The sequence below is a fragment of the Delftia sp. RIT313 genome (assembly GCF_000632165.1).
Taxonomy (GTDB): Bacteria; Pseudomonadota; Gammaproteobacteria; order Burkholderiales; family Burkholderiaceae_C; genus Comamonas; species Comamonas acidovorans.
This window is the reverse complement of record NZ_JFYT01000001.1, coordinates 1-21,503: the sequence shown is the minus strand read 5'-3', so window position 1 is coordinate 21,503 and position 21,503 is coordinate 1. Positions and strand designations below refer to the sequence as shown.

General features: G+C 67.2%; 20 protein-coding genes, 1 other RNA gene and 1 pseudogene. 13 read left to right on the top strand and 9 right to left on the bottom strand.

Going from position 1 to position 21,503, the window contains the following annotated elements:
- Positions 1 to 26: 26 nt before the first annotated feature.
- Together rho and trxA are read right to left on the bottom strand one after the other, a co-directional pair.
- Complete coding sequence (gene rho, locus BW39_RS00100; RefSeq protein ID WP_012206705.1) at positions 27 to 1,289, bottom strand: transcription termination factor Rho; 1,263 nt, start codon at positions 1,287 to 1,289, stop codon at positions 27 to 29.
- A 266-nt stretch (positions 1,290 to 1,555) separates the two neighbouring features.
- Positions 1,556 to 1,888 (bottom strand): thioredoxin TrxA, encoded by a 333-nt coding sequence (gene trxA, locus BW39_RS00095; RefSeq protein WP_012206704.1) that lies wholly within the window; start codon positions 1,886 to 1,888, stop codon positions 1,556 to 1,558.
- Positions 1,889 to 2,159: 271 nt separating this feature from the next.
- Between trxA and BW39_RS00090 the strand changes: the two genes are divergently transcribed.
- Complete coding sequence (locus BW39_RS00090; RefSeq protein WP_043818992.1) at positions 2,160 to 3,536, top strand: TIGR03862 family flavoprotein; 1,377 nt, start codon at positions 2,160 to 2,162, stop codon at positions 3,534 to 3,536.
- 65 nt (positions 3,537 to 3,601) lie between these two features.
- On the opposite strand, the gene ffs is transcribed toward BW39_RS00090, so the two are convergent.
- An RNA gene (gene ffs / locus BW39_RS29940) (signal recognition particle sRNA small type) lies at positions 3,602 to 3,698 on the bottom strand.
- 100 nt (positions 3,699 to 3,798) lie between these two features.
- Here ffs and dnaX point away from each other — a divergent pair.
- From dnaX to BW39_RS31800, 5 genes and pseudogenes are all read left to right on the top strand, one after another.
- Positions 3,799 to 5,973 carry a DNA polymerase III subunit gamma/tau gene (gene dnaX, locus BW39_RS00085; protein ID WP_043818989.1) on the top strand — a complete coding sequence of 725 codons (2,175 nt, stop codon included), beginning with the start codon at positions 3,799 to 3,801 and terminating at the stop codon, positions 5,971 to 5,973.
- 47 nt (positions 5,974 to 6,020) lie between these two features.
- On the top strand, positions 6,021 to 6,353 hold the full coding sequence (locus tag BW39_RS00080; RefSeq protein ID WP_012206701.1) for a YbaB/EbfC family nucleoid-associated protein: 333 nt from the start codon (positions 6,021 to 6,023) through the stop codon (positions 6,351 to 6,353).
- A gap of 145 nt (positions 6,354 to 6,498) precedes the next feature.
- Positions 6,499 to 7,089 (top strand): recombination mediator RecR, encoded by a 591-nt coding sequence (gene recR / locus BW39_RS00075; RefSeq protein ID WP_034396114.1) that lies wholly within the window; start codon positions 6,499 to 6,501, stop codon positions 7,087 to 7,089.
- A gap of 45 nt (positions 7,090 to 7,134) precedes the next feature.
- Positions 7,135 to 7,566, top strand: coding sequence for an MAPEG family protein (locus BW39_RS00070; protein ID WP_012206699.1), 432 nt, complete (start codon positions 7,135 to 7,137; stop codon positions 7,564 to 7,566).
- Positions 7,567 to 7,650: 84 nt separating this feature from the next.
- Positions 7,651 to 8,748, top strand: a pseudogene (locus tag BW39_RS31800) (ABC transporter substrate-binding protein); the annotation flags it as partial.
- Here BW39_RS31800 and BW39_RS00065 read toward each other — a convergent pair.
- Together BW39_RS00065 and gloB are read right to left on the bottom strand one after the other, a co-directional pair.
- Positions 8,733 to 10,268, bottom strand: a complete 1,536-nt coding sequence (locus BW39_RS00065) for a transglycosylase SLT domain-containing protein (RefSeq protein ID WP_012206697.1) — start codon at positions 10,266 to 10,268, stop codon at positions 8,733 to 8,735. The pseudogene BW39_RS31800 and the gene BW39_RS00065 sit on opposite strands and share 16 nt — an antisense overlap.
- Positions 10,268 to 11,041, bottom strand: coding sequence for a hydroxyacylglutathione hydrolase (gene gloB / locus BW39_RS00060; RefSeq protein ID WP_012206696.1), 774 nt, complete (start codon positions 11,039 to 11,041; stop codon positions 10,268 to 10,270). The genes BW39_RS00065 and gloB overlap by 1 nt, the downstream gene beginning before the upstream one ends.
- Between gloB and BW39_RS00055 the strand changes: the two genes are divergently transcribed.
- From BW39_RS00055 to BW39_RS00025, 7 genes are all read left to right on the top strand, one after another.
- Positions 11,040 to 11,870 (top strand): class I SAM-dependent methyltransferase, encoded by an 831-nt coding sequence (locus BW39_RS00055; RefSeq protein WP_043818986.1) that lies wholly within the window; start codon positions 11,040 to 11,042, stop codon positions 11,868 to 11,870. The genes gloB and BW39_RS00055 overlap by 2 nt on opposite strands.
- On the top strand, positions 11,867 to 12,313 hold the full coding sequence (gene rnhA / locus BW39_RS00050; RefSeq protein ID WP_013801482.1) for a ribonuclease HI: 447 nt from the start codon (positions 11,867 to 11,869) through the stop codon (positions 12,311 to 12,313). Before BW39_RS00055 ends, rnhA begins: the two co-directional genes overlap by 4 nt.
- A 226-nt stretch (positions 12,314 to 12,539) precedes the next feature.
- Positions 12,540 to 13,625, top strand: a complete 1,086-nt coding sequence (locus BW39_RS00045; protein ID WP_043818983.1) for a porin — start codon at positions 12,540 to 12,542, stop codon at positions 13,623 to 13,625.
- Positions 13,626 to 13,676: 51 nt separating this feature from the next.
- Positions 13,677 to 14,123: a (2Fe-2S)-binding protein gene (locus BW39_RS00040; RefSeq protein ID WP_012206692.1), complete on the top strand. Its 447-nt coding sequence runs from the start codon at positions 13,677 to 13,679 to the stop codon at positions 14,121 to 14,123.
- Entirely contained in the window at positions 14,101 to 16,350 is a 2,250-nt protein-coding gene (locus BW39_RS00035) for a xanthine dehydrogenase family protein molybdopterin-binding subunit (protein WP_043818980.1), read from the top strand. The genes BW39_RS00040 and BW39_RS00035 overlap by 23 nt, the downstream gene beginning before the upstream one ends.
- Before the next feature lie 38 nt (positions 16,351 to 16,388).
- Positions 16,389 to 17,210 (top strand): TauD/TfdA dioxygenase family protein, encoded by an 822-nt coding sequence (locus tag BW39_RS00030; protein WP_012206690.1) that lies wholly within the window; start codon positions 16,389 to 16,391, stop codon positions 17,208 to 17,210.
- Between the two features lie 53 nt (positions 17,211 to 17,263).
- Positions 17,264 to 18,241: a Bug family tripartite tricarboxylate transporter substrate binding protein gene (locus BW39_RS00025; RefSeq protein WP_013801486.1), complete on the top strand. Its 978-nt coding sequence runs from the start codon at positions 17,264 to 17,266 to the stop codon at positions 18,239 to 18,241.
- Between the two features lie 53 nt (positions 18,242 to 18,294).
- Here the strand turns inward: BW39_RS00025 and BW39_RS00020 are convergent, their stop codons facing one another.
- From BW39_RS00020 to mobA, 4 genes are read right to left on the bottom strand one after another with little or no spacing between them, the layout of a single operon-like run.
- Positions 18,295 to 19,026, bottom strand: coding sequence for a TetR/AcrR family transcriptional regulator (locus BW39_RS00020; protein WP_224986460.1), 732 nt, complete (start codon positions 19,024 to 19,026; stop codon positions 18,295 to 18,297).
- A 46-nt stretch (positions 19,027 to 19,072) separates the two neighbouring features.
- Positions 19,073 to 19,405, bottom strand: coding sequence for a thioredoxin family protein (locus BW39_RS00015; protein ID WP_043818978.1), 333 nt, complete (start codon positions 19,403 to 19,405; stop codon positions 19,073 to 19,075).
- 12 nt (positions 19,406 to 19,417) lie between these two features.
- The gene (gene moeA / locus BW39_RS00010; protein WP_043818975.1) at positions 19,418 to 20,764 is read right to left on the bottom strand and encodes a molybdopterin molybdotransferase MoeA; all 1,347 of its coding nucleotides are present in this window, start codon (positions 20,762 to 20,764) and stop codon (positions 19,418 to 19,420) included.
- A gap of 52 nt (positions 20,765 to 20,816) precedes the next feature.
- Complete coding sequence (gene mobA / locus BW39_RS00005) at positions 20,817 to 21,473, bottom strand: molybdenum cofactor guanylyltransferase MobA (protein WP_043819277.1); 657 nt, start codon at positions 21,471 to 21,473, stop codon at positions 20,817 to 20,819.
- Positions 21,474 to 21,503 lie beyond the last annotated feature (30 nt).

The window sequence follows — 21,503 nt, the reverse complement described above, 5'->3', positions numbered from 1 at the left end:
GGGGGCCGTGGGCTGGATCTGTGCGATCAGCCGCCGCGGCGCATCATGTCGAAGAAGTCCACGTTGGTCTTCGTGGCACGCATGTTCTTGATCATCAGCTCCATGGCCTCGATCTCGTCCATGTTGTACATGAACTGGCGCAGGATGCGGGTCTTTTGCAGGATCTCGGGAGCCAGCAGCAGTTCTTCGCGGCGTGTGCCGCTCTTGTTGAGTTCGATGGCGGGGAACACGCGCTTCTCGTAGAGGCGGCGGTTCAGGGCCAGTTCGCTGTTGCCGGTGCCCTTGAACTCTTCGAAGATCACTTCGTCCATGCGGCTGCCGGTATCCACCAGGGCCGTGGCGATGATAGTCAGCGAGCCGCCTTCTTCCACATTGCGTGCCGCGCCGAAGAAGCGCTTGGGGCGCTGCAGGGCGTTGGAGTCCACGCCGCCCGACAGCACCTTGCCCGACGAGGGCACGACGTTGTTGTAGGCGCGGGCCAGGCGGGTGATGGAGTCCAGCAGGATGACCACGTCCTTCTTGAGCTCGACCAGGCGCTTGGCGCGCTCGATCACCATCTCGGCCACGTGCACGTGGCGCGTGGCGGGCTCGTCGAAGGTGGAGGCGATGATTTCGCCCTTGACCGAGCGCTGCATCTCGGTCACTTCTTCGGGGCGCTCATCGACCAGCAGCACCATCAGGTGCACGTCGGGATGGTTGGCCGTGATGGAGTGGGCGATGCTCTGCATCATCATGGTCTTGCCGCTCTTGGGCGGTGCGACGATCAGCGCGCGCTGGCCGCGGCCGATGGGGGCGATGATGTCGATGATGCGGCCGGTGATGTTCTCCTCACCCTTGATCTCGCGCTCCAGGCGCAGCTGCTGGGTGGGGAACAGGGGGGTCAGATTCTCGAACAGCACCTTGTGCTTGTTCTGCTCGGGCGAGCCGCCGTTGACGGAGTCGAGCTTGGTCAGCGCGAAGTAGCGCTCGCCATCCTTGGGCGTGCGCACTTCACCTTCGATCATGTCGCCGGTGTGCAGGTTGAAGCGGCGGACCTGGCTGGGCGAGATGTAGATGTCGTCGGTGCTGGCCGTGTAGCTGGTGTCGGGGCTGCGCAGAAAGCCGAAACCGTCCGGCAGGATTTCCAGCACGCCGTCGGCGAACACTTGTTCGCCTGCCTTGGCTCGCTTTTTGATGATGGCGAACATCAACTCTTGCTTGCGCATGCGACCGACGTTTTCGATCTCAAGCGCTTCGGCCTGCTTCAGGACTTCAGACACGTGCAGTGCCTTGAGTTCATTAAGGTGCATGGAGTGACTCCAGAACGGAGTGGAAAGAAACCAGGGGAAGGCGTTGAGCCAAGCGAAACACTGTGGAAGTGGGCTGGCTTGCCTGAGGGTCTCAGCGCGGCCTTCAATGCATAAGGCCGGTGATGAAGGGCATTATGACAGGAAAAAATCCGAAGGTCACAGGGAAATTTGCGCTGGCGCCTCGTTTATGCGCCAGTGCGATGCGGTGCTGCGGCCAACGCCGGCCCGCATCTGTGACGGCCCCGTGTGCGGGGCCGTCGGGGGAATCAGGCCAGGTGCTGTTCCAGGAAAGCGGACAGCTGTGCCTTGTTGAGGGCGCCCACCTTGGTGGCGGCCAGCTGGCCATCCTTGAACAGCATCAGCGTGGGGATGCCGCGGATGCCGAACTTGGCAGGAATCTCGCGGTTCTCGTCCACATTCATCTTGGCGATGGACAGCTTTTCCTTGTAGGTCTGCGCTGCTTCGTCGAGGATGGGGGCGATCATCTTGCAGGGGCCGCACCATTCGGCCCAGTAATCGACCAGCACCGTGGTGCCAGGCTGCAAGACGTCGGCTTCAAAGCTTGCGTCGGAGATGTGTTTGATCAGTTCGCTGGCCATGGGTGGAGTCCTTGATTTTTCGCAATGAGGAAGGCGCAGGAAAATCCGCACCGCAAAAAGATTGTGACAGAAACCTATCACCTGCTGCACCGTATGGGCGGTAGCTCAATGCTATGACTGTCATAGCTGTTTATGGGGTGGCGACAGGGTTGCCGGGACTCCGGGAATTAGTGGCGCCTGCGCGCAGACCGGCCTGCGGCAGGGTATTCTGCGCGCCCGCGCTGCAGGCATATGTGCCGGCCGGCAGCGCCAAGTTGAATGCGAGCATGGAATGGAAACTGATGTGATGGATGCTTTTGAACCCGGTGCGGCAGCGCGCACGATGGACTGCGATGTGGCGGTGATCGGTGCGGGGCCTGCGGGCCTGATGGCGGCCGAAGGGCTGGCCGGCAAGGGGCTGGATGTCCATGTGTTCGAGGCCAAGTCCTCCGCTGGGCGCAAGTTCCTCATGGCAGGCAAGGGCGGGCTCAACCTGACCCATTCCGAAAACCTGCCCGCCTTTGTCTCCCGCTACGGCGAGCGCAGTGCCGAGGTGTCGCGCTGGCTGGAACTGCTGTCGCCGGATCAACTGCGTGCCTGGGCCGGTGAACTGGGCGTGGAAACCTTTGTGGGCAGCTCGGGCCGCGTATTCCCCAAGGACATGAAGGCTGCGCCCTTGCTGCGTGCCTGGCTGGTGCGTCTGCAGACCCAGGGCGTGGTGCTGCACACGCGCCACCGCTGGGTGGGCTGGCAGGACGGCGACGCGCTGGGCTTTGATACACCCGAAGGGCGGCTGCAGGTGCGGGCAAGGGCCGTGGTGCTGGCATTGGGCGGTGGCAGCTGGGCGCGCCTGGGCTCGGATGGCGCCTGGCTGCCCTTGCTGGAGCAGCGCGGTGTTGAAGTCGCTGCGTTGAAGCCTTCCAACTGCGGGTTCGATGTGGGCCTGGATGGTGCGGCTTCGGGCGGACAGATCGATCGCCGGGAGTTCATGGCCGAGCTGCTGGGCGCCAGCCCCCAGCCTGCGCGCGGCTGGAGTCCTTATTTCACCGAGCGCTTTGCGGGCCAGCCGTTCAAGTCGGTGGCGCTGTCCTTTGATGATGGCAAGGGCCATGTTTTCTCGCGCAAGGGCGAATTCATTGCCACGACCACGGGCGTGGAAGGCAGCCTGATCTATGCCGTCTCTGCGGCGTTGCGCGAAGCGATTGCGCGCGACGGGCAGGCCACCGTCCATCTCGACCTGCTGCCCCAGTTGACGCCCGAGCGCGTGCTGGTGGAAGTGCGCCATCCGCGCGGCTCGCGCAGCCTGGCCAGCCATCTGAAGGGGCGCCTGGGCCTGGACGGCATCAAGGCCGCCGTGCTGCATGAGGTGCTGGGCAAGGAAGGTGTGGCTGACCCTGTGCGGCTGGCCCATGCCATCAAGGCCCTGCCCATCACTGTGGTGGCGGCCCGGCCCATTGACGAGGCCATCAGCACGGCAGGCGGCGTGCGGCTGGAAGCTCTGGACGCCAACGGCATGTGCGCAGCCGCTCCTGGCGTTTTCTGTGCCGGCGAGATGCTGGACTGGGAGGCTCCCACGGGCGGCTACCTGCTGACGGCGTGCATGGCCAGCGGCCTGCAGGCGGCACAAGGCGTTGCGCGCTATCTCAAGGTGGATGGCGCAGAGCGTTAAGGAGGAGAGGGTGCCGCAGCGGGCCTGGACGGGGCAGGCGCCCGCAGGGCCTGCTGTTCAATGAAGGTGACGAGCCTTGCCCTCGGCACTGGTTTCACGGTTAGGGCTGCTTGGTTCCCCACCTGACCCGGTTGGCCGCTTCCCCATGCGAGGAGGCCCGTCACTCTCGATTATAGGGGCAAACACCGGGCCGCCCGGACGACATGGCCGGCCAAACCCGGGTCGCCTCGGGCAAGGGCGCCCAGCCCCGTAGAATCGCGGGATGTCTTATCTTGTGCTGGCCCGCAAATACCGCCCCCGCAATTTCTCTGAAATGGTGGGGCAGGAGCATGTCGTTCAGGCGCTCACCAATGCCCTGACGCAGCAGCGCCTGCACCATGCCTATCTGTTCACCGGCACGCGCGGCGTGGGCAAGACCACGGTCTCGCGCATTCTGGCCAAGTCGCTCAACTGCCAGGGCGCCGATGGCCAGGGCGGCATCACGGCAACGCCCTGCGGCGTCTGTGCGGCCTGTACCGAAATCGACAGCGGGCGCTTTCCCGACTACACGGAGCTGGACGCTGCCTCCAACCGTGGCGTGGACGAGGTGCAGAGCCTGCTGGAGCAGGCTGTCTACAAGCCGGTGCAGGGACGCTTCAAGGTCTTCATGATCGACGAAGTGCACATGCTCACGAACACGGCCTTCAACGCCATGCTCAAGACGCTGGAGGAGCCGCCCGAATACCTGAAGTTCGTGCTGGCCACCACCGATCCGCAGAAGGTTCCCGTGACCGTGCTCAGCCGCTGCCTGCAGTTCAACCTGCGGCCCATGGCGCCCGAGACCGTGCTGGAGCATCTGGGCCAGGTGCTGGGGCAGGAAGGCGTGGCCTCCGAGCCCCAGGCCCTGCGCCTGCTGTCGCGCGCCGCGCGTGGCTCCATGCGCGATGCACTGTCGCTGACGGACCAGGCCATTGCCTTTGGCAGCGGACAGCTGCAGGAGGCCACGGTGCGCCAGATGCTGGGCAGCGTGGACCGCAGCCATGTGTTCCGCCTGATCGAGGCACTCGCCCAGGCCGATGGCCAGGTGGTGGTGGAAACCTCCGACGCGCTGCGCCGCAATGGCCTGTCCGCCGCCTCCACGCTGGAGGAAATGTGCGCCGTGCTGCAGCGCATGGCCGTGGCACAGGCCGTGCCGCAGATGGCCGCCGACGCCAGCGATCCAGAAGCCGCAGAGATCGCCCGCCTTGCGGTGCTGATGCCGCGCGACGAAACCCAGCTGCTCTACAGCATCTGCCTGCATGGCCGGGCCGAACTGGGACTGGCACCCGACGAGTACGCGGCGCTGACCATGGCGCTGCTGCGGCTGCTGGCGTTCAAGCCGCAATCTGCAGAGCCCGCCCCGGGCGTGGCTGAAAAAAAAACTCCAGCGCTGACCCCCTCCACGGCGAAGCCTGAATCTCCCGCGCCCGTTGCGCAGACGCGGCCCGCACAGCCCGCTGTGCCCGAGTCTCCTGCTGTGCCGGCCAAGGCGGCCATGCCCGTCCCGGTCGCGCCTCCTGCTCCTGTCGCGCCTGCCGCATCTCCAGTGACCGCTGCGCCCGCCGTGGTCGCTCCCGTGGTGCAAGCCGTTGCGGCTCCAGCGCCTGTTCAGGCGCCCGTGGCCGTGGCGGCAGTTGCCCGGCCGGAACCTGTGCTTGCGCCTGTCCAGGAGGCCAGGCCTTCCGCTGCTCCAGAGGTGAAGCCGGCCGCCGGTGTCGCCCAGGAGCCCCTGGACGAGCCTGTGGACGATGTGCAGGAAGACGAAGACTCTTCTTCCGATGAGGCGCCGCAGGCGCAGGATGCCGATGCGCCCGACGAGGGTGCCTGGGCCGGGATGCCCGATGAAGGCTGGGCCGACGAAGGCCGCTGGAGCGATGACGGAGATCTGGCCCTGGAGCCGCCTGCCGCTGCCGTGGCACGGCAGGCCGAACCGCAGATCGACACTCAGATCGATGTGCAGGACTTCGCTCCCGAACGTGGCCGCCAGTCCCCCGGTGCGCCACCCGCGCCGACCGTGGAGCGCACGCCCGACGGCGATGTTTGGCACGCTGCCGTCCAGCAACTGGTGCAGGCCGAGGCCGTCACGGCGCTGGCACGGCAACTGGCGCTGCAGTCGCAACTGGTGGCGCGCGATGGCGATGCATGGACGCTGCGCGTGGAAAGCAGCTCGCTGGCCCAGCCCGCCACGCGCGAGCGCCTGCGTGCGGCGCTGGAGGCCGCTGGCCTGGCGCGGCAACTGCATGTCGAGCAAGGCGCCGTGGCAGACAGCCCCGCGCGGCGCAATGCGGTGGCCAGCCATGAGCGCCAGCGCATTGCAGAAGACATCGTGATGAATCATTCTCTGGTGCAGACCCTGATCCGCAGCCATGGCGCGAAAATCGTGCCCGGCAGTATCAAGCCCGTATCCATTCAGCCCTGACACGCTCTAGAGCGTTTCGTTTTTACCCTACAGAAGAAGGAACTCACATGTTCAACAAAGGACAACTGGCCGGCCTGATGAAGCAAGCCCAGGCCATGCAGGACAACCTCAAGAAGGCCCAGGATGAACTGGGCAACATCGAGGTGGAAGGCGAGTCTGGCGCGGGCCTCGTGAAGGTGGTCATGACCTGCAAGCACGACGTCAAGCGCATCACCATCGACCCCAGCCTGCTGGCCGAAGACAAGGACATGCTGGAAGACCTGGTGGCTGCCGCCTTCAACGCCGCCGTGCGCAAGGCCGAAGAGACTTCCAACGAGAAGATGGGCAAGCTCACGGCCGGCATGCCCGGCCTGCCGGGCGGCATGAAGTTCCCGTTCTGAGGCAGGCCCCAGCGGTTGTGCCGAACAGCCTGGAGAGGCCATGCCGGCTTCTCCAGCTGCCCACTCCTGTGGAGTGGCCATCGAGCGATCTGCCCCTGCAGATCGCTTTTTTTCTGAGACCCTTCTCCATTGAAAGGAAGCTGCCATGTCGGACGTGCAATCGCTCGATGGCCTGATCGAGGCCTTGCGCAGGCTCCCGGGTGTGGGCATCAAGTCGGCGCAGCGCATGGCCTTCCACCTGCTGCAGCGCGACCAGGACGGCGCGCGGCAACTGGCCCGTGCCCTGACGATGGCCGTGGAGTCGGTCACCCACTGCGAGCGCTGCCATACCTTCACCGAAGGCCGCATCTGCTCCATCTGCCAGGACGAAGGGCGTGACGCGGCCCGGCTGTGCGTGGTGGAGGCGCCCGCCGATATGGCGGCCATGGAGCGCACGGGTGCCTACCAGGGCTATTACTACGTGCTGATGGGGCGGCTGTCGCCACTCGACGGCATAGGTCCGCGCGATCTGAACCTGTCATCCCTGCTGGAGCGTGCCGGCGACGGCAAGGTGCAGGAGGTGATCCTGGCCACCAGCTTCACGGCGGAAGGCGAGGCCACGGCCCATGCGATCAGCGAGGCCCTGAAGGCGCGCGGCATCCATGTGACGCGGCTGGCGCGCGGCGTGCCCATAGGCAGCGAACTCGAGTACGTGGACCTCGGTACGATCGCCCATGCGCTGGTGGACCGCCGGTAGTGGCCGAGGCGGCTGGCGTTTCTTGTCTATTCATCAGGAGCCTGTATGCCGACCTCTGTCATCCTGCCGCCTGGCGGCTTCTCCATAGCGCATTGGTGCCTGCTGGTGGCGGCCCTGCTGCCGCTGGCCTGCGCCTACATCGCCAAGGCGCCCGGCATGAAGCACCGGCCGGGGCAGCGCGGTTTCGACAACCACGAACCCCGGGCCTGGCTGGCGCAGCAGACGGGCTACCAGGCACGGGCCAACGCGGCGCAGGCCAATAGCTTCGAGTGCCTGCCTTTCTTCATTGGCGCCTTGCTGGTTGCCTGGCAATTGGGTGCACCGTCCGCGCGTGTCGATGGCCTGGCCGTGGCCTTTGTTGTGTTGCGTATTGCCTACATCGCCTTCTATGTGACGGACCGCGCCACGCTGCGCAGTCTGGCCTGGGCGCTGGCGCTGGTGGTGAATCTGCTGCTGTTTTTCGCGGGCTACCGCTGAGGCCTGGGTGAGGGCCGGGCGCGTGTTCACCGCGCGCCGTGCTGGCCCTGAAGCCTACGGTGTTTCACATACGGGCAAGCACCGATGCTGTGCATGCGGGCTCTGGGCATGATCGTGTTGCACTGCAGCAAAATAACCACCATGTCTTCCCACGTGCTTGATCGCCGAACCTTGTTGAGCCTCATGGGGCTGGGTTCCCTTTGGTCGTTTCCTTCCCTCGGTTCGGCCGAGCTGGTGACGATTTCCGTGGGCGGTCAGGGCCTGCTGTATTACCTGCCGCTGGTGATTGCCCAGCAACTGGGGTACTTCGAGGCCGAGGGCCTGACCGTGCGCATCGATGACTATCCGGGCGGGTCGCAGTCGCTGCAGGCGCTGGAATCGGGCGCCGCCGATGTGTGCGCGGGTGCCTATGAACACACGCTTGTCGCGCAGCAGCGCGGCAGTGTGCTGCGTGCCTTCGTCGTGCAGGGGCGTGCGCCGCAGATTGCGCTGGGCGTGTCCTCGCGCTGGATGCCGCGCTACCAGACGCTGGCCGACCTGCGCGGGCGGCGCGTGGGCGTGTCCTCGCTGGGCGCATCCACGGCCCGGGCCGTGCAACTGATGCTGCTGGGCGATGGTCTGGAGGCCGATCTGGTGCAACTGGTGGGTGTGGGCTCGGGGCCTGACGCCATGGAGGCGCTGCGCACCGGGCGCGTGCATGCGCTGTGCCATGCGGACCCGCTGATGAGCGTGCTGGAGGACAAGGGAGCCGTGCGCATCGTCAGAGACCTGCGTGATCTGCGCAGCAGCGCACAGCTGTACGGCGGCTCCATGCCCTCGGGCACGCTGTACGCGACCCAGGCCTTTTTGCGCAAGAACCCTGCCAAGGCCCAGGCGCTGAGCAATGCCATGGTCCGATCGCTCAAGTGGCTGCAGACCGCCGCGCCCATGGATGTGCTCAGGGCCGTGCCTGCACCCTATCTGCTGGGCTCGCGGCGCGCCTATCTGTCGGCCTTCGAGCACATGCGCACCACGATCTCCCCGGATGGCCTGATGCCCGATGACGGGCCTGCCACGGCCCTGCGCGCCCTGGTCCGGCTCAACCCTGCGCTGGCGCGCAGCGGTATCGACCTGGAGCGCTCGTTCACCAACGAATTCGTGCGGCAGTGGCGGTGCCTTCAGCGCCTTCAGCGCTTTTTCACCTTGGATGGCTTGCCGCCACGCGGCGCCGTGGTGACTGACACCTTGGCGTTGCGGTTTTGCGGCTGCACGGCCACCTTGCGCGCGGTTCCGGTGGACTTGGCCGCCCGGGCATTGCCGCCGCTGCTGGCGCGCACCGGCAAGTAGGCCACCAGCGATTGGCCGGCATGCAGGGTGGCGGAGGACTTCAGGTCATTCCAGTCCGCCAGATTGGACGCGCTGACGCCGTAGCGGTTGGCCACGCTGATCAGCGTGTCGCGCTTGCGGGCCTTGATGGTGGTGCGGCGCGTGACGATCTCGGGGGCAAAGCTGATCTGGCCGTTGTCGGCCACGTGGCCGGCCACGTCGGCACGCACGTTGGCGCCGCGCGGCACCATGAGCGCGGAGCCGGCCTTGATCAGCATGCGCGGGGGGATGTTGTTGAGGGCGCGCAGGTCGGACTCGCCCAGGCCCACGCGCTGGGCCGCCTCGGCCACGCTGATGGTGGAAGGCACGGTCCACACGGTCCAGCTCGCGTACTGGCCTTCGTCGAAGGCCTGCATGTTGCGGCGGAACACCTTGGCGTTGTCCCAGGGCAGCAGGATCTCCGGCGTGCCGGCCGCAAAGATCACCGGCTTGCGGAAGCTGGGATTGAGCGCCTTGAAGTCATCGGTCGATACATCGGCCAGCTTGGCCACCAGTTCCACGTCGATGTCACGGGTGATGGTGACGGTCTGGAAGTAGGGGTGGTTCTCGATCAGCGGCAGCTCGGTGTTGAACGCATCGGGGTTGGCCACGATGTTCTTGACGGCCTGCAGCTTGGGCACGTACATGCGGGTCTCGGCCGGCATCTGCAGGTCGGTGTAGCCCGTGGGCAGGCCCAGCTTCTCGTTGCGCTTGATGGCGCGGCCCACGCTGCCTTCGCCCCAGTTGTAGGCGGCCAGGGCCAGGTGCCAGTCGCCGAACATGTCGTAGAGCTTTTGCAGGTAGTCCAGCGCGGCGCGCGTGGAGGCCAGCACGTCGCGGCGGTCGTCGCGGAAGGCGTTCTGCTTGAGGTCGAAATAGGTGCCGGTGGCCGGCATGAACTGCCACATGCCGGCCGCCTTGGCGGTGGAGACGGCCTGCGGGTTGAAGGCGCTCTCGATGTAGGGCAGCAGCGCCAGCTCGGTGGGCATGTTGCGCCGCTCCAGCTCTTCGACGATGTGGAACAGGTACTTGCTGGAGCGCTCGGTCATGCGCTGTATGTAGTCGGGGCGGCTGGCATACCACTGCTCGCGGTCCTTGACCAGATCCTGGTCCAGGTCGGGCATGGCAAAGCCCTGCCGAATGCGTACCCACAGATCGCCCGTGGTCTCCAGCGAGGCCACGCCGCCGTTGCCGGCGCTGCCTGTGCCCAGCGGGCTCAGCGGTCCGTTGGGGTACATCGGGGAGTGCGGTGCGGTGCTGGGGGCGGGGGCCGTGCTGGCCAGGTCCGGGCTGCTGGTGGTGGCGCAGCCCGCAAGAGCCAGCAGGCTGCCCAGCAGCAGGGTGTGTAGCAGTTTCATCAGAAGACGTTTTTCCATTGGCGCAGGCCGGCCAGCACGCTGGCGGGGTCCTGCTGTCTCACCTGTGCGTCGAAGCCTGCGGCGGCGGCGGCCACTGCGGATTCGCGCGTTCTAAGAAAGGGATTGATGGAGCGCTCGGTCTCCATCAGGGAAGGCAGCGTGGGCCGGCCGGCCTCGCGCAACGCCTGACAATGCCTCTGGTAGTGAGCCAGGGCCTGGTTGTTTGGTTCCACGGCCTGCGCAAAGCGCAGGTTGGACATTGTGTACTCATGTGCGCAGCAGACCAGGGTGTTGTCCGGCAGCGCGGCCAGATCGTCCAGCGATTGCTGCATCTGCTGCGGCGTGCCTTCGAACAGGCGCCCGCATCCCCCTGAAAACAGCGTATCGCCGCAGAACAGCACGGGCTGCGCCTGCGCCGCCGTGCTGTAGAAGGCGATGTGGCCGCTGGTGTGGCCGGGCACGTCAATGACCTGCCAGGGGCCGCCCAGGGCCTGCACGGTATCGCCACCCTGCACGCGCTGCACGGGCTCGGGCAACTGCTCGTAGGCGGGGCCCCAGACCTGGGCGCCCGTGGCCTGGCGCAGCTGCGCCACGCCGCCGACATGATCGGCATGGTGGTGGGTGACTAAAATGCCCTGCAACTGCAAGTCCAGCTGGCGCAGGCTGGCCAGCACGGGCGCTGCATCGCCGGGATCGACGACCAGGGCCTGCCCTGCGTCGTACAGCAGCCAGATGTAGTTGTCGGAAAAAGCGGGGATGGGCAACAGGTTCATGAGCAGCAAAATTATAGGGACGCATCACTGGACGCAATCTGCCCTCGGCCACTACCTGCTGGAATGGGAGCAGCAGCGCTGCGACGAGGCGGTGGCCGATATTTTCGGCTATCACAGCCTGCAGTTGGGCATGCCCATGCTCCAGGGGCTGCGCGCCAATCGCATGCCGCACCGCTGGCTGGCCCTGGATTCCATGCAGGATGCGGTGCCAGCCGAGGCAGTGCAGCCGCTGGAGGTGCCCGTGGCGCTGCTGGCCGATCCGGCCGCGCTGCCGTTTTCCGAGGCCAGCCTCGACCTCGTCGTCATGCCGCACACGCTGGAGACCTCGCCGGACCCGCATGCCGTATTGCGCGAGGCGGCCAGGGTGCTGATGCCGGAGGGCCGTATCGTCGTGTGCGGGCTCAACCCCGCCAGTCTGCTGGGCGTGCAGCGCCGTGCCGAGCGCGGCGTGTATCTGCCCGATGTGGGCTGGGGCGTGGGCTACTGGCGGCTGCGTGACTGGCTGCGATTGCTGGCCTTCGAGATCGAGGCCGTGCAGTTCGGCTGCTATCGTCCTGCCGTGCAGACGGATCGCTGGCTGCGGCGCTGGCAGTTCATGGACCGCGTGGGGCGGCTGGGCTGGCCCATGCTGGGCGGCGTGTACTGCGTGGTGGCCGTCAAGCGCGTGCCGGGCGCACGCATGCTGGAGCCTGCCTGGCGTGGCCGCGCAGCCGTGTCGGGCGCCTCCGTGCCTGTGGCCCACCGCATGCCGGCGCAGGCGGTGCAGGGCAGCGATCCGCATTCCAACCGGCCTGAAGGCCGGGCCATTCAACCCAAGGAAATTTTTTGAATCAAGTTGTTATCTACACGGACGGCGCCTGCAAGGGCAATCCGGGTCCCGGCGGCTGGGGCGTGGTGCTGGAGGCCGGCAGCGCCAGGAAAGAGCTGTTCGGCGGCGAGCTGAACACGACCAACAACCGCATGGAGATGATGGCCGTGATCGAGGCGCTGTCCGCGCTCAGGCGACCCTGCGATGTGGTGCTCTACATCGACAGCCAGTACGTGCTCAAGGGCATCACCGAATGGATCCATGGCTGGAAGGCCAAGGGCTGGAAGACGGCCTCCAAGGAGCCGGTCAAGAACGTCGAGCTGTGGCAGCGGCTGGACGCCCTGGTCCAGGGTGGCGGCCACCGCATCGACTGGCGCTGGGTCAAGGGCCACGCAGGCGACCCTGGCAACGAGCGGGCAGACGCCCTGGCCAACAAGGGCGTGGACCAGGCACTGGGGCGCTGAGCGCCTGGTGCGGGGGCGGGTGCAATGCCCGTCCCTTGCTTCCACCTCCCGAGACCTACCTACAACGCGGTAGATGAAAACCCCAGAACCAGAATTCGGCCCGCGCAGCTAATATTTCCATAAGTGGAAATTAGTTTGCGCCCTGCCAGGCATCTTCCGTGGCGTGGTGTTCAAAATTGCCACTTGTGGAATTTTTTTACCCATCTCACGATGAAAGAGCCTTGCGATGAAATACAAAGCAATTGCCGCATTGGCGATGCTGGGCGGCGCGGGAGCGGCGCTGGCCCAGAGTTCGGTGACGCTGTACGGCAGCATGGACCTGACCATGCCCTGGATCAGCGATGTGCGCGGGAGCCGGCTGACGCGCATGGATTCGGCCATTTCCCAGCCTGACCTCTGGGGCCTGCGCGGCTCGGAGGATCTGGGCGGTGGCATGAAGGCCTCATTCCAGCTGGAAAACGGATTCCTCACGGACATCGGCTCGCCGATCTCGCCGACCAGCTACTTCAACCGGGCTTCCTGGGTGGGTCTGGACAGCGCGTCGATGGGCTCGGTGCGGCTGGGTCGCCAGGTCGATTTCACGGCCGGCACGCTGAGCCAGTGGGGCAACGGCTACCAGCTCTACAACTTCTATCTCTACCACCCCGGCAATCTGGACGGCCTGTCCAGCCAGTTTCCGGTGGATAACTCCGTGGTCTACCTGACGCCCAGCATGGGCGGGATGCAGTTCGGCGCGCAGTACGGCTTTGGCGAGGTGCCGGGCCGCTCGCAGGCCAACCGCACCTACAGCGTCATGGGCAGCTATTCCAGTGCCAAGCTCAATCTGGCCGTGGCCTACACCGATGCGCGCGGCCGTGCCTTCGATATCGCCGGGCGCACGGGCCTGGCGAACGCGCTGGGCCAGGACCTGGTGGCGGGCCGGCCGCTGGTGCTCGACACCTTCCAGGTGCTGGGCATCGGCGGCGGTTACCAGCTCGATGCGCTTCCGGTCCGGCTCAACGCGCTGCTGACGCGCTCCACGCTCAAGTACGGCGCAGCCTCCAGCAACATGAGCGCGCTCGACCTGGGCCTGGCCTGGCAGACCAGCCAGTCCGTGACCATCAACACGGGCTACTCCTTCAGCCGCTTCGAGCAGACGAAGTGGAACCAGGTCCACCTGGGCGCGCGCTACGCCTTCTCCAAACGCACGCAGCTGCATGCCTCGGTCACGCACCAGCGCGCCTCGGATGGCGTGGCGGCGATGAATTCCGTGGGCGTTGCCAGCGGGCGCACGCAGACCGTGATTGCGGCAGGCATACACCACTCGTTCTGAGAGGCATGAGACATGCAGCCCGGTTGATGCGGGCGCATTGGAGACCCCACGATGAAATTCACCCTCAATTCCCGAAGCGTGGCCTTTGACGGCGACGGGCAGACCCCGTTGCTGTGGGTGCTGCGCGATCACTTCAAGCTGCCCGGCACCAAGTTCGGCTGCGGCATCAGCATGTGCGGGGCCTGCACGGTCCATGTCGATGGCGAGCCGGTGCGCTCCTGCGTGCTGCCCGTCTCGACGGTGGGCGGCAAGGCGGTCACGACCATCGAAGGGCTGTCCAGCAACCGTTCCCACCCCATCCAGAAGGCCTGGATGGACAAGGACGTGCCGCAGTGCGGCTACTGCCAGTCCGGCATGGTCATGGCCGCTGCCGCGCTGCTCAAGACCCATCCACAGCCCACCGATGCGCAGATCGACGAGGCCATGACCAATCTGTGCCGCTGCGCCACCTACCACCGCATCCGGGAGGCCATCCATGCCGCAGCGTCCAAGCAATGAACGGGGCTGCACGGCCGGCTCTGCCATCTCGCTGCGGCGCAGGCATCTGCTCCAGAGCGCTGCTGCGCTGCTGGTGGCCCCTGCTGCCGGCAGCCTGCTGATTCCGCTGGCGCAGGCCGCGCCAGCGGAGGCCGGTGCAGCGGCAGCAACGGCCTCCTCCATCGGCGACTGGGTCTGGATCGAGCCTTCGGGGCAGGTGGTGATCGGCGTGTCGCAGTGCGAGGTGGGCCAGGGCATCTACACGGGCCTGCCCCAGGTGCTGGCCGACGAGCTCGATGCCGACTGGGCCAGCGTGACCGTGCGCTTCGTCACCGGGCGCGACGCCTATCGCAACGATGCGGGCGAGATGCCGTTCCAGCAGTTCGTGGGCGCGTCGATGTCGATGAACTATTTCTACGAGCGCATGCGCCTGGCCGGTGCCCAGGCCCGTGATGTGCTGCTGCGTGCCGGCGCGGCCAGGCTGGGCGTGCGGGCATCCCAGTGCAGCACGCGCGCCGGCCGGGTGCTGCACTCCGCGACGGGTCGCAGCGTGGGCTACGGCGAGATCGTGGCCGAGGCTTCCAGGCTGTCCATCGCCGCGCGCCCGCGCATGAAGTCGGCTTCCGAGCAGGGCCTGATCGGCCGCAACCTGCGCCGGGTGGACACCCCGGCCAAGGTCGATGGCAGCGCGGTCTTCGGCATCGATGTCGAGGTGCCCGGCATGCTGATCGGCGCCGTGCGCATGGCGCCCAGCGTGACGGGGCGCATCGTGCGCATCCGTAACGAGGCAGAGGTGCGCGCGCGCCCCGGCGTGCATGCCATCGTGCGCACCACGCAGTGGCCCGACCCCGAGCCCAGCACCGTTGTCGTGGTGGCCGATTCGTACTGGATCGCCAAGCAGGCCGCCGACGCGCTGGACATCGAATTCGACGCCGGCGCGGCGGCCGGCGTGGACAGCGAGCGCATCCATGCGCAGTTCGTCGCAGGCCTGTCGAACGACAAGGCCGTCGTTGCCCGCAGCCTGGGCAAGCCGCGCGAAATGCTGGCGGCGGGCAAGCCGATCACGGCCGACTACCACTCGCCCTACATCACGCACGCCACCATGGAGCCACTGGCCGCCACTGTCCATGTGCGCGACGGTGAGGTCGAGACCTGGGGGCCCTACCAGGGCCAGGACTTCCTACGTGGCGAACTGGGCAAGGCCTGCGGCGTGCCTGCGGACAAGGTCATCGTGCACACCACCTTCCTCGGAGGCAGCTTCGGGCGCAAGTACATGCCCGACTTCGCCTTGCATGCGGCAGCGGCATCCAAGGCCGTGGGCCGGCCCGTCAAGGTCATCCGCTCGCGCGAGGACGACATACGGCATTCCTACTACCGGCCCGGTGCCTCGGGGCGGCTGAGTGCCGTGCTGGGCGCCGACGGCCTGCCTGCCGCGCTGCATGCGCGCATCTCGGGCCAGTCGCTGTACGGCGCCATCAACCCCAAGAAGATGGCCGATGCCGGCGGCTGGGACGAGACCATGGTCGAGTCCATCTACGACCTGATCTACGGCGTGCCCAACCTGCTGGTGGATGCCGTGGACGTGCAGCAGCCCATACCGCTGAGCTATCTGCGCAGCGTGGGCACCACGTCCAGCGTGTTCTTCCTGGAAAGCTTCATCAGCGAGCTGGCCCACACCGCAGGCGTGGACGACTACCAGTACCGGCGCCGCCTGCTGGCCGGCCAGCCGCTGGCGCTGGGCGTGCTGGATGCGGCGGCCAAGGCCGCGCACTGGGAGCAGCCCGCACCGGCAGGCCTGCACCGCGCCATGACCTTCAACGTCTACACGGGGCGGGGCGAGAGCTTCCAGACCTTCGTCGCGCTGGTCATGGAATTGCGTGTTGTGGAAGGCCGCGTGCGGCTGGAGCGCGCCATCTGCGCCATCGACGCGGGCCGCGTGGTCAACCCGGGACTGGTCAAGGCCAATGTCGAAGGCGGCATCGGCTTTGCGCTGACCAACACCTTCAAGAGCCGGCTGGGCTTTGACAAGGGCGTGGTGCAGCAAAGCAATTTCCACGACTACCCGCTGCTGCAACTGTCCGAAATGCCCCGCGTGGAGGTGGTCCTGGTCGAAAGCGACCGGCCGCCCCAGGGCTGCGGCGAAGTGGCCCTGGGCCCCACGGCGCCTGCCGTGGCCACGGCCCTGTTCCATGCCACCGGCCGCCGGTTCCGCTCCATGCCGCTGCCGCAGGACATCGCGTCCACCTGATCACCCCCCAACCCGCTTTTTTCGAGAAAAGGAATTTCATGCAAGTCGAACACATCACCCCGTGCATAGGATCGGAGATATACGGCATCGATCTCTCGGACCCGGCGCAGGTGCATGACCATGCGGACGCGCTGCGCCGGCTGCTGGCCGAGCGCCAGGTCATATTCTTCCGCGACCAGACGCTGGACCCTGCGCAGCAGGTACGCGTGGCCCAGGTGTTCGGCAAGGTAGAGCCCGTGTCCTCCACCTTTCCCTCGCACCCGGACGATCCCCATGTCGAGCTGCTGATCAGCCAGGGCACGCGCACCGGCACCGACATCTGGCATGCCGACCTGACCTGGCAGACCAAGCCGCCCGCCGGCGCCTGCCTCTACGCCGTGGACGTGCCGCCCACGGGCGGCGACACCATGTGGGCCAGCATGACCACGGCCTTCGCCTCGCTGGCGCCCGAGCTGCAGGCCTATCTGCGCAAGCTGCGCGCCACCCACAACTGGGAGGCGCCAGCGCTCAGGCAAAGCCTGATGCGCCGAGATCCGTCTGGCGAGGCCTATCGCGCCACCCGCCTCAAGCATCCGCCGCTGGAGCAGCCCGTGGTTCTGGAGCACCCGGTCACCGGGCTGCCCGTGGCCTTTGTGAACTCGCTCTACACCACGCACATAGAAGGCGTGACCAGCGACGAGAGCGCGGCCCTGATCGCCATGCTCAGCGGGCTGGCCAAGGTGCCTGAATGGCAGGTGCGCTTTCGCTGGCGCAAGGGCTCGGTGGCCATCTGGGACAACCTGGCCACGCAGCACTACGCGGTCAATGACTACCACCCCGCAGCGCGGCGGATGCACCGTGTGGCGATACGCCAGGCTTGAGCCCGGCAACGACCTTTGCTGACAATGAAAAAACCACGATGAAAGCCCTCTCCATGAAAGCGAAACGCAGAACGCTCGCCCTGGGCGCGGCCATGGCCCTGGCGCTGCTCGCCGGTCCGGCGCAGGCCCAGACCTACCCCCACAAGCCGGTCACCATCGTCGTGGCCTACCCCGCAGGCGGCGATACCGACGCGCTGGCGCGGCTGCTGGGCGAGAAGCTGTCGGCCCGCATCGGCCAGTCCGTGCTCGTGGACAACCGCGCGGGCGCCAGCGGCACCATAGGCAGCAGTTTCGTGGCCAAGGCACCGGCCGATGGCTACACGCTGCTGCTGGCGCCCAATACTTTTGCCATGGCCCAACTGGTGCTCAAGCTGGGCGCGGGCCACGGCTACGACGTGCTCAATGGCTTCACGCCCGTGATCGAGGTCGGCTCCACTTCGCTGTTCCTCGTCGCCGGGCCCGGTGCGGGCGTGCGCAGCTTCAAGGAGGCCATCTCCTCCAGCCAAGGCCGCTCACTGGGCTATGCCACGCCGGGCAACGGCTCGCCCATGCACTTCCTCGGCGAGATGGTCCGGCGCGCCACGGGCGCCCGCTTCGAGGCCATACCCTACAAGGGCGTGGCGCCGGCCGTCACCGATGTGGTGGGCGGCCATGTGCCCTTCACCTACAGCACGCTGGGCTCCATCGCTCCCTATTTGCCCGGCGGCAAGCTGGTGGCGCTGGCCGTGGCCGACGCCCAGCGCTCACCGCTGGCGCCCGACGTGCCCACTCTGGCCGAGCTGGGCTACAAGGACGTGGAGCTGACCGCCTGGTACGGCCTGTTCGGCCCCAGGAACATGCCCGCCGAGGTGGTCAAGCTGCTGAACACGCACCTCAACGAGATCCTCAGGATGCCCGACGTGGTGGCGCGCATGGCCACGCTGGGAACCGTCCCTGTGGGCGGCCCGCCCCAGCGGCTGGGCAAGACCAATGCCGGCGATTTCGAGCGCTTCGGGCGGCTGGTCAAGGAGCTGGGCATACAGCCGGACTAGATCGAACAGGCGCTGAACGAAAGGAGGGAGGAAGCAGCGGGCGCCGGCGCAAGTCATCCCGGGTGGTGGCCCGGGGAAGGAGGGTGGTCTTGCGCCGGCGCATCCTGCCTGATGCGCTCGGCCAGCAGGTGGGACATGAAGCGCAGGTAGCGCTCGATCTGCTGGTCTGCCTCGGGTCCCTCACCGAACAGCTCGGCCAGCAGCGGCCGTGCCGTGGGCAGGAAGGCCGAAATGCTGAGGATGGCCAGGTGGATGAAGCGCGGGTCCACCTGTGCCGGGTGGCTGGCCTGCGCTCCGTTCATCAGCATGGTCGAGGTCAGCTCCAGCCCGCGCCGCGTGATGCGCTGCAGCGGCGTGCCCGAGGGCGGCGGCTCTTCTTCGCTTTCGTAGTGGTAGATCTCGGAGAGCGCCAGCCGCTCGAACTGCGGGTGCTCGCGCATGAAATCCAGCCGCAGCAGCAGGCGCTGGTAGACGCGCTCTTCCACCGTGCCCTGCGTCCTGAGCGCCACTTCCATGCGGTTTTGCAACTCGCGCATCAGGGACTCCGTCACCTCCTGCAGCAAGCCCTTGAGGCTGCTGAAGTAGTAGCGCACCAGGGCGCGCGTGACACCGGCTGCCGCCGCGATTTCCAGAATGCTCAGCTGCTCCGGCGTGCGGGTCTTGAGCAGGTTGACCGTGGTCTGCAGGATGATGTCCCGTCCCACGGCATCGTCGGCCAGCGGGCGGCCGCTGTTGCGGCGGGGCTTCTTGGGCGCGGATTCGGTTGGCTTCTTTTGAGGCGGCATGCGGGCCATTGTCGGCGATACACAGGCAGCGGCCGCGCCGCAAGCGTCAGAGCTGGGCGGTGATGCGGGCCAGCGCGTCCGCGATCTCGCGGGCCTGCTGGGGCCGCACCAGCCTTTGCACCTCCTGCCCGTCACGCAGAAAGATCAGGGTGGGCCAGAGCTTGACGCGGTAGCTGCGACCCAGGGCCCGGCCGGGGCCGTCTTCCACCTTGATGTGGGCCACCTGCGGGGCGGCCTCCAGCGCCTGGGCAATCAGCGGTTGCGCGCCCTGGCAGTGGCCGCACCAGGCGGTGCCGAACTCCAGCAAGGTAGCGCCGGGCAGCGTGTCGACGGTGCTGCGATCGGGGGCGTCGGTCAGGTGCTTGGACTGGAAGGGCATGGGAATCTCCTGTCAGGGAAAGGCCTGCAGCGGCAGGATGGATACGGTTTCACCGGCTTGCACGGCACCGCGCTCATGTTCGAGCACGATGAGGCAGTCCGCCTCGGCCATGGAGCGCAGCACGCCCGAACCCTGCGGTCCGGTGGTGCGGACCAGGCAGCGGCCATCGGCGCCTGTGGACAGAAGGCCGCGCTGGTACTCGGTGCGGCCCGGCCGCTTGGACAGCGCATGGGCAGCCACGGCCTGGGGCAGGGCGGCCGGCTCGGCAGCTGCCTGCGCAGCGCCCATGAGCTGCAGCAGTGCCGGACGGACAAAGACCAGAAAGCTGACCATGGCGGCCACGGGATTGCCAGGAAGGCCGATCAGCACCGTGGTGCGTGCAGGCGTGCGGCTTGCGGCAAACGGCGTGCCCGCATCGGGCTGCAACAGGCCCACGGCCAGCGGCCGGCCCGGCCGCATGGCCAGTCGCCAGAAGTGCACGCAGCCCATGCGCTGCAGCATGGCGCGCGTGTGGTCGGCCTCGCCTGCGCTGATGCCGCCGCTGGTCAGCACCACGTCGGCCAGGGAGGCGGCTTCGCGCAGGCGCTCCTGCAGGGCCTCGGGCTCGTCGGCCACCACGCCCAGGTCCAGCACCTGCACGCCCATGCGCTGCAGCAGGCCGATGAGGCTGAAGCGGTTGCTGTCGTAGACCGCACCCTCGCGCGGCGCCGTGCCGGGGTGGAGGATTTCATCGCCCGTGGAGAAATAGGCCACGCGCAGCCGCCTGCGCACGCGCACCTGGGGCTGGCCCAGGCTGGCAATCAGGCCCAGGGCCGCGGGATGCAGGCGCTGGCCCGCCGCCAGGGCCACGCGGCCCAGGCTCAGGTCCTCGCCGCGCAGGCGCCGGTTGTCCCCGGCACGCACGCTGCCTGCCGGAATGCCGATGTGGTCAGTGCCTGCGGACACGGTGCGTTCATGCGCGATCACCGTGTCCAGCCCGCTAGGCAACACGGCGCCGGTCATGATCTTGATGCACTCGCCGGCCTGCACGGTGCCGTGCCAGGGTTTGCCGGCCAGGGCCTGGCCGACCACGCGCAGCACCAGCGGTGCAGCGGGCGAACCGGCGTGAGCTGCCTGCAGCTGGCCGCCATCGAAGGCATAGCCATCCATGGCGGCGTTGTCATGCGCTGGCACATCGACGGGGGAGACGATGTCTTCGGCCAGCACGCGGTCCAGCGCATCGGCCAGCGCCAGCGTCTCCAACTCTGCCACCGGGCCCAGGGGCTGCAGCAGGCTGGCCAGCTGTGTCAGGGCCTGATCGACCCTCAGGTCCTGGGTGGATGCGGTGGTGGGGGATGCGGGCTGGAAGGATGCTGTCATCAGAACGGAATCCGGTTGGGCAAGGCGGCGTGCGGGCCGGCGGCGCGGGGCACTACGACGGGGTAGCTGCGGCGCGCGCCAGCGCCTGCAGCTCCTGCTGCGTGTTGGCGTTGGCAAAGGCCAGCGGGCTGTCGCCCGCGCGGTCGAAGAGGGCCGGGGCGCAGCGGTGCTGGCCCGTCCATGCATCGATCTTGCGGCCGCCCGAGCGTATGAACGATTGCAGACTATCACGCAGCGATGACCGCATCAGGCAGAACACGGGCTGGGCCCGCAGCAGGGATTGATCTGCGTCAAGCGAGCGCTCCCAGCCATGGGCGACGACGATGTCGGCCGCAGGCTGCCGCGACATCGCCGCCTGCACAAGCCGCTCCACAAGGTCTAGCGGGAACAGCGGCGTATCGCAGGGCACGCAGACCAGCCAGGGCGTCCGGCAGTGCATCAGGCCACTCAGGAAGCCGGCCAGCGGGCCGGGATAGTCGGGTTCGGCATCGGGCCAGACCGGCGCACCGTGGGCCGCGCCCAATTGCGCATAGGCCTCGGCATGGCGGTTGGCGTTGATCAGCAGATGCCCGACCTGGGGCGCCAGGCGGTCCAGCGCATGGGCCGCCAGCGGCTGGCCCAGAAAGGGCTGCAGTCCCTTGTCGATGCCGCCCATTCGCATGCCGCGCCCGCCTGCCAGCACGCAGCCCGTGATGTCGTTCAGGGGCAGGGGGGCGGGCTGGACAGCGGGCTGGGAAGA

Coding starts and splice junctions, on each gene's coding strand:
- rho (WP_012206705.1), bottom strand. CDS start 1,289: ATGCACCTTAATGAACTCAAGGCACTGCACGTGTCTGAAGTCCTGAAG.
- trxA (WP_012206704.1), bottom strand. CDS start 1,888: ATGGCCAGCGAACTGATCAAACACATCTCCGACGCAAGCTTTGAAGCC.
- BW39_RS00090 (WP_043818992.1), top strand. CDS start 2,160: ATGGAAACTGATGTGATGGATGCTTTTGAACCCGGTGCGGCAGCGCGC.
- dnaX (WP_043818989.1), top strand. CDS start 3,799: ATGTCTTATCTTGTGCTGGCCCGCAAATACCGCCCCCGCAATTTCTCT.
- BW39_RS00080 (WP_012206701.1), top strand. CDS start 6,021: ATGTTCAACAAAGGACAACTGGCCGGCCTGATGAAGCAAGCCCAGGCC.
- recR (WP_034396114.1), top strand. CDS start 6,499: ATGTCGGACGTGCAATCGCTCGATGGCCTGATCGAGGCCTTGCGCAGG.
- BW39_RS00070 (WP_012206699.1), top strand. CDS start 7,135: ATGCCGACCTCTGTCATCCTGCCGCCTGGCGGCTTCTCCATAGCGCAT.
- BW39_RS00065 (WP_012206697.1), bottom strand. CDS start 10,268: ATGAAACTGCTACACACCCTGCTGCTGGGCAGCCTGCTGGCTCTTGCG.
- BW39_RS00055 (WP_043818986.1), top strand. CDS start 11,040: ATGAGCAGCAAAATTATAGGGACGCATCACTGGACGCAATCTGCCCTC.
- gloB (WP_012206696.1), bottom strand. CDS start 11,041: ATGAACCTGTTGCCCATCCCCGCTTTTTCCGACAACTACATCTGGCTG.
- BW39_RS00045 (WP_043818983.1), top strand. CDS start 12,540: ATGAAATACAAAGCAATTGCCGCATTGGCGATGCTGGGCGGCGCGGGA.
- BW39_RS00040 (WP_012206692.1), top strand. CDS start 13,677: ATGAAATTCACCCTCAATTCCCGAAGCGTGGCCTTTGACGGCGACGGG.
- BW39_RS00035 (WP_043818980.1), top strand. CDS start 14,101: ATGCCGCAGCGTCCAAGCAATGAACGGGGCTGCACGGCCGGCTCTGCC.
- BW39_RS00030 (WP_012206690.1), top strand. CDS start 16,389: ATGCAAGTCGAACACATCACCCCGTGCATAGGATCGGAGATATACGGC.
- BW39_RS00025 (WP_013801486.1), top strand. CDS start 17,264: ATGAAAGCGAAACGCAGAACGCTCGCCCTGGGCGCGGCCATGGCCCTG.
- BW39_RS00020 (WP_224986460.1), bottom strand. CDS start 19,026: ATGCCGCCTCAAAAGAAGCCAACCGAATCCGCGCCCAAGAAGCCCCGC.
- BW39_RS00015 (WP_043818978.1), bottom strand. CDS start 19,405: ATGCCCTTCCAGTCCAAGCACCTGACCGACGCCCCCGATCGCAGCACC.
- moeA (WP_043818975.1), bottom strand. CDS start 20,764: ATGACAGCATCCTTCCAGCCCGCATCCCCCACCACCGCATCCACCCAG.